Source organism: Pseudoalteromonas sp. McH1-7 (assembly GCF_013366255.1).
GTDB lineage: Bacteria > Pseudomonadota > Gammaproteobacteria > Enterobacterales > Alteromonadaceae > Pseudoalteromonas > Pseudoalteromonas peptidolytica.
In genome coordinates this window covers 1-12,287 of sequence record NZ_JABWPQ010000025.1, presented here as the reverse complement: position 1 = coordinate 12,287, position 12,287 = coordinate 1, and the positions used below count along the sequence as shown (strand labels likewise).

The following is a 12,287-nucleotide window of genomic DNA, read 5'->3' as shown; positions in this document are numbered from 1 at the left end:
GTACTATGAATTTATTAAAGTTTAAAACTGTGGTTGCAGCGTCATTAGTGGCCCTTTCAGGGGTAGCGCAAGCGGAAGTGGAGCTAGTATTCAAGTCCGGTCTTGGGCAGCAAAGCTTCAAGATTAAAGGCCATACCATGCGTATGGATAACGCAGCACAGTATCAGCTATTTGATGCCTTGAAAAACAAACTATATGTCGTTACACCAACGTCAAAAAGCTACATGGAAATGAGCAATAACATGTTTGGTGACTTGTCTGCTTTGTTGACAAAGCAAGAGGCTGAGTTAAAAAAATTACAAAGCCAAGAGGGGTTAAAGAATGTAGCTCATCTTGAAACGGCAAAAAGTGCGCTGCGCATGGCTGAGCAACAAATCAAACAGCTTAAGAGCAATGGCAATAATCAGTTAAAAAAGCTAAACCAGCGTGCACGGATTAATGGTATCAGTTGTGAGCTTTATGAGTTTAGCGTGGCCATGCTACAGCAACAAGTGTGCTTTGCTGACATCGCCGATATTGGCTTATCAGCTCAACATGCCGCTGTGTTTAATCGCTATCAACAGTACGTTGGTAGCCTCTCTGGTTATACCATGCCCACGCTTGAGAATAAGATCAGTATTGATGTTTCACCTTTGGGTAGCCTACCTGGACAGCAATCATCGTCACAGTTTGTGCGGGTGAAAGAAGTGAAATTTCCAGCTAAGCAATTTAGTATCGATCCAAGCTATAAAAATATGATGGATATTCCTGCTTTGTCACGGAAGTAAACCGTACAATTGAAATTTATTTTAAGCGAATTATTATTAAGGGCACCGTGGTTTTTAGCAAGGCAACTGTGTGCCCTACTCAGATTTATTTAAACGTGATACAACGCAAGAGGCGTTAGTCAAGTGGCAAAAAACAGTCGACTTGTTAGCGAAAATACTCTCAGCGCCTGCAGCATTTGTGGTACAAAAAAAACAAGACGGGTTTACCGTCATGATTTCCAGTACTCAAGCGCAAAACCCTTATCCTGCTGGTGGCTTTATTCCCCAAGAAACCAATATATTTTGTAAGCATGTCTTGGCTAACAATCGCAATCTTTACGAGCAACATGCCAGCTGCAATGCCAAATGGGATGATAATCCGGAAGTCGCCGAAGATGGCTTTGAATCTTATTTAGGCGTGCCCATTCACTGGCCGAATGGTAAGTCATTCGGCACTTTATGTGTAATGGACTTTAAGCCAACCGATTATGCTCCATCAATGATTGAATGTGTTGAGCACCTGCGCGATATGCTCGAAGATGACCTCGTCATGATTGAGCGTTACAGCAAAATCAAAGCGATTGCGATGCAAGACCCTTTAACCGAAGTGTTAAATCGTCGAGCGACGGAACTGCTCGGTGAACATAAACGTGACATAGCATTTAAGCTTGGCGCGTCGTTATACTGTATTTTTTTAGATTTGGATGGATTCAAACCCATCAACGACAGTTATGGTCATGAAGTTGGCGACCAAGTATTGCAATGCTTAAGTAAAGCGCTGAAGGAAATAAGCGGTGAAGATGACATCATTGGGCGCTATGGTGGCGATGAATTTATTGCTATGGTGCAACGGGTCAATGAAGATGACGTCCAAGACTTTATTTATCAAAGCGAAGCTGCATTTTACCAAGCATTAAAGGCACAGCAGTTACCCAAGTGTGGCTTTTCGGCGGGATTTGCCAAGTGCGACAGTAAATTTGAAAGCATGGCGAGCTTGTTCTCACGTGCCGACAAGCAAATGTATCAACAAAAGCCACGCTAGTGCACAGTGGCTTGGGTTGAGATGATGGATTTTTACTGTGAAAATTATGGTCATCAAGTTGTTAAAATGGCCAAGATCAGAGAGAATATAGCAATCTTTGTTCGAATTTAGCGTGGCCGAGTTTTGGTTCGGTTACCAATGCCATAAGTAGAATTTCAATGTCAAATATGAGTATCTTGCAGGAAGTGTCGCGCAGACGCACTTTCGCGATCATTTCACACCCTGATGCGGGTAAAACCACCATTACCGAAAAAGTACTTTTATTCGGAAAGGCGTTACAAAAAGCAGGCACAGTTAAAGGTCGAGGTTCAAACCAACACGCCAAGTCTGACTGGATGGAAATGGAAAAAGAACGTGGTATCTCGGTAACCACTTCCGTGATGCAGTTTCCGTATAATGATGCCTTAGTCAACCTATTGGATACTCCTGGGCACGAAGACTTCTCGGAAGATACGTATCGTACGTTAACTGCGGTTGACTCATGTTTGATGGTGATCGATGCGGCAAAAGGTGTAGAGGATCGTACTCGTAAATTAATGGAAGTTACGCGTTTACGTGACACGCCAATTGTTACCTTTATGAACAAGTTGGACCGTGATATTCGTGACCCGATGGAGCTACTTGATGAAGTAGAAACCGAGCTGAACATCATGTGTGCGCCAGTTACTTGGCCAATTGGCTGTGGTAAAGAGTTTAAAGGTGTATATCACATTCACCGTGATGAAACGATTTTGTACCAAACTGGTCAAGGACATACAATTCAAGACAAGCGTATCATCAAAGGGCTTAATAACAGCGAACTTGATGCGGCTATAGGTGAAAGCCTCGCAGAGCAGCTCCGAGAAGAGCTTGAGCTGGTCATGGGTGCTTCACACGAGTTTGACCAAGAACTGTTTTTAACGGGCGAACTCACTCCAGTGTTCTTTGGTACGGCACTGGGTAACTTTGGTGTTGACCACATGCTTGATGGCTTAACCGAGTGGGCACCTACGCCACTGCCGCGTCAAACAGATGAACGTGAAGTAAAAGCGGACGAAGAAAAGTTCTCTGGTTTCGTGTTTAAGATCCAAGCAAATATGGATCCAAAACACCGTGACCGTATTGCCTTTATGCGAATTGTGTCGGGTAAATATACTCAAGGCATGAAAATGAATCATGTGCGTATTGGCAAACAAATCAGTATTGCAGATGCGGTAACCTTTATGGCAGGTGACCGTGAGCGTGCCCAAGAAGCCTTCGCGGGTGATATTATCGGTCTACATAACCATGGCACAATTCAAATCGGTGATACCTTTACCCAAGGGGAAACGCTTAAATTTAGTGGTATTCCAAACTTTGCACCGGAGTTATTCCGCCGTATTCGCCTAAAAGATCCATTGAAGCAAAAACAGCTACTCAAAGGTTTAGTGCAGCTTTCTGAAGAGGGTGCTGTACAGGTGTTTAGACCGCTTATCAACAACGACTTGATTGTTGGCGCGGTTGGTGTGCTGCAGTTTGACGTGGTTGTAGCGCGTTTGAAGTCTGAGTATAACGTTGATGCGATTTACGAGAGCGTAACAGTACAAACAGCACGCTGGGTAAGCTGTGATGATGAGAAGAAAATGGCTGAGTTCCGTCGTAAGTGTGAACAAAACTTAGCATTAGATGGTGGTGACAACCTCACGTACATCGCTCCAAGTCGCGTAAATCTGAATTTATCTATGGAGCGTTACCCTGACGTGAAGTTCCATGAAACTCGTGAACACTAATCGCTGCGCATTAAAGGAAAACAAATGAACATTAAAAGTATTTTAATTGAAAAGGCCAATGCAGCGATGCAAGCGGCTGGTATCCCTGAAGGTACAAACCCTGCGGTAACACAAAGCACGCGTCCACAGTTTGGTGATTACCAAATTAACGGTGCAATGGGAGCTGCAAAAGCATTAAAAACCAACCCACGAGAACTGGCGCAAAAAATAATCGATAACTTAGACGTTACAGATCTTGCGGATAAAACAGAAATAGCAGGCCCAGGTTTTATTAATATTCACCTCAAACCTGAGTTTTTAGCTACAAGCCTTGAAGCGGCAAATACGGATGCCAAGCTAGGGGTTGCAGAGCATGCGACACCTGACAAAGTCGTTGTGGACTTTTCTTCGCCAAACCTAGCTAAAGAGATGCACGTCGGGCACCTGCGCTCAACTATTATTGGTGATGCCGTTGTACGCGCCCTTGAGTTCCGTGGTGATACCGTTATTCGCCAAAACCACATGGGCGACTGGGGTACCCAGTTTGGTATGCTAATCGCGCACTTAGAAGATTTGTTAAACCAAGGCGTTGATCTGGAAAATGTCGCACTTGCCGATTTAGAAAGCTTCTATCGTGATGCTAAAAAGCGTTTTGATGACGAAGCAGGTTTTGCCGATAAAGCCCGTGATTATGTAGTCAAACTACAAAGTGGTGATGCACATTGTAAAAAGCTATGGCAAATGTTTATCGACACGTCTGTTAAGCATTCAGAAGAAGTATACGGCAAGTTAAATGTTACGCTAACGCGTGATGACATCATGGCGGAAAGTGCCTACAACGACCGGCTTGCAGGTGTTATTACGCTACTAAAAGAGAAAGGCATTGCAGTAGAAGATCAGGGCGCTCAAGTCGTATTCCTTGATGAACTAGCAAATAAAGACGGTGAACCTTCTGTGTTTATCGTGCAAAAATCAGGTGGTGGCTTCTTATATTCAACCACTGATCTTGCCGCCTGTGATTACCGCTCAAATGAGCTAGATGTTGACCGCATCCTCATTTTTGTTGATGCGCGTCAAGGGTTACACTTTAACCAAGTTGAGATCACTGCACGTAAAGCTGGGCTACTTAAAGATAAAACCAGCTATGAGCCAAGCTTGTTCGGTACTATGATGGGTAACGATGGTAAACCATTTAAAACCCGTACCGGTGGCACCGTTAAGCTATCGGATTTACTCGATGAAGCGGTAAGCCGAGCAACGGAAAAGCTTGCTGACAGAGCCTCTGATTTATCAGATGAAGCACGCCAAGAAATCGCTCGTAAGGTAGGGATCGGTGCGGTGAAATATGCTGACTTATCAAAGCATAGAACCAGCGACTATATCTTTAACTGGGATACAATGCTGAGCTTTGAAGGGGCAACAGCGCCTTACTTACAGTATGCTTACACTCGCGTTCGCAGTATCTTCCGCAAAGCAAATGTCGATAGCACAAGTCTAACTGGTCGCATCCAAATTCAAGAGCCGCAGGAAAAGGCACTTGCGCTTAAACTATTGCAACTTGAAGAAGTGCTTGATCTGATGATCAGCGAAGCGACTCCACACGTACTATGTAGCTACTTATATGAGCTTGCCAGCTTGTATATGACATTCTATGAAGCGTGCCCAATTTTGAAAGAGGACGTGGCAGCAGAAGTACGCGAAAGCCGTCTGTTGCTTTGTAATCTAGTAGCTAATTCACTGAAAACAGGTCTAGACTTGCTAGGTATTGAAGTGATGGAGCAAATGTAAGTTCGTTTTAACTTGCATTAAGGTATACTAGAAGCCGCTTTATAGCGGCTTTTTTATACCAATTAGCTTCTTCATGATAAGCAAAAAGTAGGTGAAATCGGTATTATTAAGGAAATTGTGATGAAACTTGAAGATATTCGTAGAGAGTACACCAAAGATGGTTTGCGTCGTGAGATGCTAAAGGACACGCCAGTCGCGCAATTTGAACTGTGGCTTGAGCAGGCAATTGAAGCTAAATTTGCAGATCCCACGGCGATGGTAGTTGCAACTGTAGATGAAGATGGGCAGCCATCTCAGCGCATAGTATTGCTCAAACATGTTGATGAAAATGGCTTTGTCTTCTTTACTAATACCGGCTCAAGAAAGGCGCAAGAGCTAAAACAAAACAACAAGATCTGTTTGCATTTCCCATGGCATGAGATTGAGCGTCAGGTAATTGTTTATGGGGAAGCACAACCATTGCCAACTAGCCGTGTTGCCAAGTATTTTTTGTCACGGCCTAAAGAAAGCCAGCTTGCTGCATGGGCGTCTCAACAATCACGCCCGGTATCATCGCGTCAAGCATTAATGCAAACTTTTAGTAGCATGAAAGACAAGTTTGCTAAAGGCGAAATACCACTTCCTGATTTTTGGGGCGGTTATTGTGTTGTGCCCACCAAAATTGAGTTTTGGCAAGGGGGAGAACACCGCCTTCATGACCGTTTTATGTATGTGAAACAAGCTGATGGCAGCTGGGAAATTGAGCGACTCAACCCATAAACTTGCTTTTATAGATAGCCACTGCCACCTTGATTTTAGTGAGTTGGCAGCGGGCTTAGCCACGCATATAAAAGCCGCCCAAAGCGCGGGGGTTGAACGTTTTATAGTACCAGGTGTTACGCTTACTCAGTCGCAACGACTGCTTGAATTTAAAACTAAACACCTAGAATGCGCGATTGCAGCGGGTCTGCATCCTTATTTTATCGACAAACACCACGAAGGTGATATGGCAAAACTTGCCCAGCACGCCAAGCTTAACCGTGCACAGCTGTGTGCCATTGGAGAGTGTGGCATAGACGCTACTTGTGAAGCGCTAGCGCAGCAAGTTTCGCTCTTTGAAGCGCATGTTAGGCTGAGTAATTTGCTTGAGTTGCCACTTATTGTCCACCACCGTAAGAGTCATCATCTGATAGCCGCAGTGTTTAAGCGCATTAAGCCAAAATTTGGTGGGGTGATCCATGCTTTCTCAGGCTCAAAACAACAAGCTGAATATTATATCAGTCAGGGTTTTAAGCTTGGAGTTGGTGGGACTATCACGTATCCAAGGGGTGAAAAAACAGCACAGATCATCTCACAATTGCCACTTGAAAGCTTAGTACTAGAAACCGATGCTCCATCCATGCCGCTGAATGGGTATCAAGGAAAGGTCAATACGCCCAAGCGCGTAGTTGAAGTATTTGAAAAGCTCTGTGAATACCGCCCTGAAACACCAAACTTGTTGGGTGCCATGCTTTATCAAAATACCAAACAGTTATTTGGTATAAGTTGACAATACTGGCATAAACCAAGGTTGATGCTGTAATACCAATTTGCTTAATTAAATGGTCTATTTTGAGGCGAGAAAATCTTGTCGATAACTAGGCAAAAATTTTGCTATTTAGTTGTTCTAAATGAGAAATTTTTAACGCTGTTAGCGTCAGATTTACTCCTTCAAATTGAGCAAGTATTAAGTCAAATTGGTATAAATACCCATTACGATAGGCATTCACAGCAAATATATACGGGGTCAGGTTATCGGGCAAACGTACTCTTTGTGACGGTATAAAACATCCTTATCAGCAATAAATAAGAGGTAAAAGCGCCGTTGTTGACTGCAACTTTTACGCCTTATTTATATACCAAACCGCGATGGTTACGTTAACTGCTGGTTGATGATATTAATCATCTCCTCGCCATATTGATGGATAAAAAAGTGTCCACCGTCAAAATATTTGTAGGTACAAGGTTGAGCGGTGAGCGCTTGCCAAGCCAAAATATGTTCATCTAAAATCTCATCCTCTACACCGTGAAATACGTGAATAGGAGTTGGGAGGGCACGTTGCTCGGCAACATAGGTATCGGCAATCTTGAAATCCGCTCGCAGAAGTGGAATTAACAATTCCATCAACTCAGCATTGTCTAGTACCTCTTTCGGTGTGCCATTTAAATCGCGTAACTTTGCTATAAAGGCATCATGAGGAAGGTCATGTAAATATTTTTTATTCGATGTGCAATGTGGTGCTCGGCTGGCAGAGGCAAAGACTTTACTAGGTAAAGGAAGCCCCAAAGTGTGTAGCTCGCAAGCGAGAGCATAAGAAATACGACTACCAAGACTGTGACCAAAAAACGCGTAGGGCTTACTGGTAATGAAGTCTTTATACAGTAATAGCTCCTCTATCACTTCAGGCATATTGTCGATAGCAGGCTCCATGAGTCTTGCCCCTCTACCTGGCAATTGCACAAAGACCAGCTCTATATGGGTATTAGCCCGTTCAATCCACGGGGTAAAAATCGTGGAAGAACCTCCCGCATAAGGAAAGCAAAATAACCTTAGAGTGGCATTCGGGTTTGGTTTTGGAATGATAAAAAGTTTATTGTTCATATCCTTTGTCTTTGGAATTTATATAAATTACCATTGATATTATCAAGTTATTTACAATAGTAATAGTGTTAGCCTTGAATCAATGTCGATTTGGCGACCCAAGTGTTTTCACTTTCTTGCGAATTTTGCGTTTGACTTCCCAACCTTTTAATCCCCTACCAATTTGCCACGTAAATACCATCGTGATAATCAACATGAGTAACACCACTCTGCCTAGCTCGTGAAAGTGAGCATGGCTTTGTGACATCGCAGCTTCTGTTAGATATACCATGTTAACAAAGCCCAATGGTTGGCCTGTTGGGGTATAAACTGGTTCAGAAATAATACTTTTTGTTTTACTTAAACCGGGGAGTGTTTGAGGCAATTGCTGGTACTGCGTGGGGGCTGTGTTACCGTCATTACCAACAACAAACCGTCCTTGAAAGTCATAAATAGAAACTTGTAAGACAAAGTCATCACCAGCTAAATGGTTAGCGAGCGCACTTAATCTCGGATTATCATTACGTGAAAGCGGTAAGGCAGCATTTTTTGCTAGTTGCTTGGTCAAGCTGCGCGCTGTGAGGTCAGCGCCATTGTGCAATAACCGATGTGATTCAAAGCTGGTGTTAAAAGCAAGCCAAGTAACCATAACCAAGCAGATAGCGGCGATACACAAACGCAACAGTCTGCGTCCTTGAGATGAATTTAGGGCTTCTAGGACATGTAAATTTTTCATATTTATCAAATATTACCTGCTTTTACCGAGCATAGATACTGACAGTTAAGCGCAATCGTGTTAAAAATCACCTTAACGCTATCAAGGAGCAACTTATGCCGTCAATCATTCAATTAGGCGATATTGAGCTAAAAACACCTATTCGCACAATGATGTCGCTGGGGCAGTGGTATCATTATCAAAATAACACAAGTCTCTCGCAAGTAAATCCGCCGCTTGCTAATACTTGGCAAACACTTTGTTTTTTTGGTGAAGAGGTAGCTAGTGAGCACTTGATAAAATTAGCTAAGTTTATTGCTGAGTTTACCGCGCAGCCTATTTATGTGTGTGCCTATCAACCACATAAATCGCTGCCTGTGGCGCTGGCCTTTAGCATTGATACCTCACATTTGCCTACTAAGGCACAGGTTAGGGCTGTGGCTGATGCGTTACATCTACAAGGTGCAATTATAAGCCAAGCACCAACGCTTGAGCGCCCTGGGTTGTTGGTGATGGATATGGACTCAACCGCAATTCAAATCGAATGTATTGATGAGATTGCAAGATTGGCTGACAGGTTTGATGAAGTGGCAACTATCACAGCGCAGACCATGGCGGGGAGCCTTTCGTTTGCACAAAGCCTACATCGTCGTGTCGCCTCCCTTGAAGGTGTGAAGCTATCACAGATCCAAGCGTTAAAGGAAAACCTCCCATTAATGCCCGGTATTGCAATGCTGTGCCAATCATTAAAACAGCATGGCTGGTCTTTAGCCATTGCCTCTGGTGGTTTTACTTGGTTTGCAGAAGCGCTAATCGCACCGTTACAGCTAGACGCTGTTTTTGCTAATACCTTAGAAGTGGCCAACGAGCAGCTAACTGGCAAAGTGTTAGGAGAAATAGTGGATGCCGACAAAAAGGCGAAAGTGCTTGAGCAGTTAGCAGGCCAATTAAGTATACCTATGGCGCAAACAGTCGCGATTGGTGATGGCGCAAATGATCTGGTGATGATGGCAAAAGCACAGCTCGGTGTCGCCATTCACGGCAAGCCAAAAGTGGTTGAACAGGCTGACGCCGCTATTTGTGAAGGCTCACTGCTACAGCTGTTATATTTGCTTGGGGTACCGAATTAATATACGATTTGTAACGTAATAAAGAGTAATGCTTTATTTGTTAATTTTTTGTTTCTATTTGTTGCTATCTTCGCTATTAAGTTCACAGATGGCATAGAAGCAAAGCGTGCAGGCATGACTCATTTACTGCTTCTTTAACATTCGTATAGTAACGATATCATGTTAGGGATATAACAGCGTTGTTTTTCTTTAAAAATAGTATAACAGGAGATGACCTTCGTGCACTTAGAAGTCGTAAGGGGATTTCTAAGCAAAAGATGGCGGATAAAATTGGTGTATCTCCAAAAACAATTGAAAATTGGGAAAATGGGGTAGGGCAGCCTAGGATCGATCAATTTTTGCAAATATGTATTTACTGCTCCATCGATATCAAAGGTCTGATGTGTCAAATTAGGGAGTGTGATACTGAGCAAGATACAAATAGAACCGATAACATTTCTTCTAAAAAGTAGAGTTACTTTTCTTAACGAACATCACTCTAGAGTGATGCTTCAATCTTGAATGTATAATCCGAATTTATTGTAACAGCCAGATGTTTTATATTTCTGAATTTGTTGACTAAATCACTTTAAAAATAACATTTAAGGCTTTGCTCCTGAAAATATGAAGCTGCTACTTGCACTGCATTTTACACTTCTAAGTGTCTTGTATTTAGATCATCCTTTCTTAGATCGTATGGGGGTGATTACAGCGCTTGTAGTGATTATGATTTGGTATCGAGAAAACGTGAATGCCATACATATTTGTGCGATCCAATTAACTATTATAACGCTCGAGTATTCAGTATTTCACTTCAATGTTTTTGGCTTAAATGCAGATGCTTTGCACCTATGGAAAAATACTCGTATCTATACCATTCATCTTATTACCGATATGGTTAACTTTATCGTGTTAGCATATCGTCCTGTGATTTCAAGGGCAGTCCAAAGAGTACGAAATAAGCCCTGTGGGAAAGTGCATTTTACTATCTCCGACATGTCATTAATGACAGTATGTTTATTGTTTATTGTGGCTGATTTACTGGCGATGTTTGAAAACTTTATTCGCAATCTTGATTACCTTGGTTTTGATGAGGAGTTCGCAAAGCAGTTTTGGGAATGGAATTGGGTATTTTATAACTACCCGACAATTAAAAGTATCATTGCTGGAATTGAATTGTGGGCTATCCTATCGATTACTACACATGCTAAAAAGCTGAAAAGCTAAAACCTTAGACCAAGTAAATTGGTTGAAATCGACCAGTATGCAAAGCAAGCGCTCTACCAGCGGCCAATTTGTATTCGTCTTGGGACGCTGCGCCATTGTTCAAATTGAGACTCAATATGCGCATTGTGGCTACGAAAGAGTGTTTCAATATTTTGCGCTGGTACAATATTGCAAGGATTACTGCCTTCTTGAAGCAAGTATTCAAAAAAAGCGTTACTGTTGCTCTCAATCATAAATCCAGTGAATAGATAGGTGTTAGCGTAAAGGGTTGTATTTTGCAGCGTTTGCCATTGGTCTTCGCTGTTGAACAAAGTGCTGATATCAAGTTTTGTATAGTGTGTGCGCAGCAGGCCTTGTTGCGTTAGCCAGTCCTCAGTTGAGTTGTAGATCGTAAATCGACCCGTCTCATTTATTCTAAGGTGCTCAAAATACTCCGCTATGCCTTCCGTTACCCACCTAGGTGTTAAGCCAAAATAATAAAATACCAGCGCATGCACTGACTCATGCAGTAATGTTCTTAAGGTTTGTTCATCGCTACCACCACCATTAACAAACCCTTGGTTTTGAAACAAAAAATACATCCCAGCAGTACCACTAGGCTCGACATTACGGGCAAGAAGTAACTCGTTATACTCATCATCGTTGGCTGCAATATACATATTTAGCTGGATAGGACTGAGCGCTTTTTTTTGTGCCGATTGATTGATAAAGTGCTGAAATAGCAGGTAGACCACTTGGAGTACTTGCTGTGCTTGGGCACGGGCTTGTGGATTAAGTTTTTTACCTGTTAGCTGTAATTGCAGATGTTGGTTGTTTTGGGACTGCGCGTTTAACGAAAACACTTTATTTTTTAAAGTTGCGCAAGTTGGCGTTGTCATGCCGCTAAACATATTAACCACATCACTGTGGCCTGTCAGGTGTTCCAGTACTTGCTCAGGCTTTTTCGTGGGCACTCTTTGATTAACTGGTTGAGTAACTCGTTGAGTGTTTAGCTGCGGTTTGTATGTCGGTACATGAGAGGGGTCTATTACAGCACGGAGTTTATTGGTCTGGATCTCCAATTGTTCGCCAAGCTCTTGTAATAAAGACTTGGGCGAGTCTTTCGATGCGCTAGGGTAAATTAGTACCAGCAAAAAGAATAGGAATATAATAAGTAGCAGTGCAACCAGTCCTCGCCAAATCAAAGTCGTTTCCTTTGTAATATCCCCAAAAGCGCTTTTGTTATACTGTTCCTTGGTTGTCTTGGCAACCGCTAATTAATACCATATATGGACTCTCTCCGATTACAAGATAGTAATTGATAGAATTTCAAAGTTCATTGCTGCCATATATTC

At 42.6% G+C, this 12,287-nt stretch carries 12 protein-coding genes; 9 read left to right on the top strand and 3 right to left on the bottom strand.

Annotated elements, in window-relative coordinates; all coding sequences use genetic code 11:
- Positions 1–5 precede the first annotated feature (5 nt).
- The 6 genes from HUZ36_RS16730 to HUZ36_RS16705 all read left to right on the top strand — a co-directional run bounded on the left by HUZ36_RS16730 (position 6) and on the right by HUZ36_RS16705 (position 6,831).
- Positions 6–767, top strand: a complete 762-nt coding sequence (locus HUZ36_RS16730) for a hypothetical protein (RefSeq protein WP_176033471.1) — start codon at positions 6–8, stop codon at positions 765–767.
- Positions 768–837: 70 nt separating this feature from the next.
- Positions 838–1,788: a sensor domain-containing diguanylate cyclase gene (locus HUZ36_RS21985; RefSeq protein ID WP_176033470.1), complete on the top strand. Its 951-nt coding sequence runs from the start codon at positions 838–840 to the stop codon at positions 1,786–1,788.
- Positions 1,789–1,946: 158 nt separating this feature from the next.
- A complete protein-coding gene (gene prfC, locus HUZ36_RS16720) occupies positions 1,947–3,536 on the top strand; it encodes a peptide chain release factor 3 (RefSeq protein WP_147388818.1) in 1,590 nt (529 codons plus the stop codon).
- Positions 3,537–3,560: 24 nt separating this feature from the next.
- Complete coding sequence (argS, locus tag HUZ36_RS16715) at positions 3,561–5,303, top strand: arginine--tRNA ligase (RefSeq protein WP_125250490.1); 1,743 nt, start codon at positions 3,561–3,563, stop codon at positions 5,301–5,303.
- Positions 5,304–5,420: 117 nt separating this feature from the next.
- Positions 5,421–6,062, top strand: coding sequence for a pyridoxamine 5'-phosphate oxidase (gene pdxH / locus HUZ36_RS16710; RefSeq protein WP_206644506.1), 642 nt, complete (start codon positions 5,421–5,423; stop codon positions 6,060–6,062).
- Complete coding sequence (locus tag HUZ36_RS16705; RefSeq protein ID WP_176033469.1) at positions 6,028–6,831, top strand: TatD family hydrolase; 804 nt, start codon at positions 6,028–6,030, stop codon at positions 6,829–6,831. The genes pdxH and HUZ36_RS16705 overlap by 35 nt, the downstream gene beginning before the upstream one ends.
- A gap of 363 nt (positions 6,832–7,194) precedes the next feature.
- Here the strand turns inward: HUZ36_RS16705 and HUZ36_RS16700 are convergent, their stop codons facing one another.
- Together HUZ36_RS16700 and HUZ36_RS16695 are read right to left on the bottom strand one after the other, a co-directional pair.
- Positions 7,195–7,923, bottom strand: a complete 729-nt coding sequence (locus tag HUZ36_RS16700; RefSeq protein WP_176033468.1) for a thioesterase II family protein — start codon at positions 7,921–7,923, stop codon at positions 7,195–7,197.
- Positions 7,924–8,002: 79 nt separating this feature from the next.
- On the bottom strand, positions 8,003–8,638 hold the full coding sequence (locus tag HUZ36_RS16695; protein ID WP_176033467.1) for an AhpA/YtjB family protein: 636 nt from the start codon (positions 8,636–8,638) through the stop codon (positions 8,003–8,005).
- A gap of 95 nt (positions 8,639–8,733) precedes the next feature.
- Between HUZ36_RS16695 and serB the strand changes: the two genes are divergently transcribed.
- The 3 genes from serB (at position 8,734) to HUZ36_RS16680 (ending at position 10,953) form a co-directional block, all read left to right on the top strand.
- Positions 8,734–9,747 (top strand): phosphoserine phosphatase SerB, encoded by a 1,014-nt coding sequence (gene serB / locus HUZ36_RS16690; protein ID WP_176033466.1) that lies wholly within the window; start codon positions 8,734–8,736, stop codon positions 9,745–9,747.
- A gap of 179 nt (positions 9,748–9,926) precedes the next feature.
- Entirely contained in the window at positions 9,927–10,199 is a 273-nt protein-coding gene (locus tag HUZ36_RS16685) for a helix-turn-helix domain-containing protein (protein ID WP_128731013.1), read from the top strand.
- A gap of 151 nt (positions 10,200–10,350) precedes the next feature.
- On the top strand, positions 10,351–10,953 hold the full coding sequence (locus HUZ36_RS16680) for a hypothetical protein (protein ID WP_128731012.1): 603 nt from the start codon (positions 10,351–10,353) through the stop codon (positions 10,951–10,953).
- Positions 10,954–11,006: 53 nt separating this feature from the next.
- On the opposite strand, the gene HUZ36_RS16675 is transcribed toward HUZ36_RS16680, so the two are convergent.
- The gene (locus HUZ36_RS16675; RefSeq protein WP_176033465.1) at positions 11,007–12,137 is read right to left on the bottom strand and encodes a DUF1570 domain-containing protein; all 1,131 of its coding nucleotides are present in this window, start codon (positions 12,135–12,137) and stop codon (positions 11,007–11,009) included.
- Positions 12,138–12,287: the final 150 nt, after the last annotated feature.

Coding starts and splice junctions, on each gene's coding strand:
- prfC (WP_147388818.1), top strand. CDS start 1,947: ATGTCAAATATGAGTATCTTGCAGGAAGTGTCGCGCAGACGCACTTTC.
- serB (WP_176033466.1), top strand. CDS start 8,734: ATGCCGTCAATCATTCAATTAGGCGATATTGAGCTAAAAACACCTATT.
- HUZ36_RS16705 (WP_176033469.1), top strand. CDS start 6,028: ATGGCAGCTGGGAAATTGAGCGACTCAACCCATAAACTTGCTTTTATA.
- HUZ36_RS16700 (WP_176033468.1), bottom strand. CDS start 7,923: ATGAACAATAAACTTTTTATCATTCCAAAACCAAACCCGAATGCCACT.
- HUZ36_RS16680 (WP_128731012.1), top strand. CDS start 10,351: ATGAAGCTGCTACTTGCACTGCATTTTACACTTCTAAGTGTCTTGTAT.
- HUZ36_RS16730 (WP_176033471.1), top strand. CDS start 6: ATGAATTTATTAAAGTTTAAAACTGTGGTTGCAGCGTCATTAGTGGCC.
- HUZ36_RS16695 (WP_176033467.1), bottom strand. CDS start 8,638: ATGAAAAATTTACATGTCCTAGAAGCCCTAAATTCATCTCAAGGACGC.
- argS (WP_125250490.1), top strand. CDS start 3,561: ATGAACATTAAAAGTATTTTAATTGAAAAGGCCAATGCAGCGATGCAA.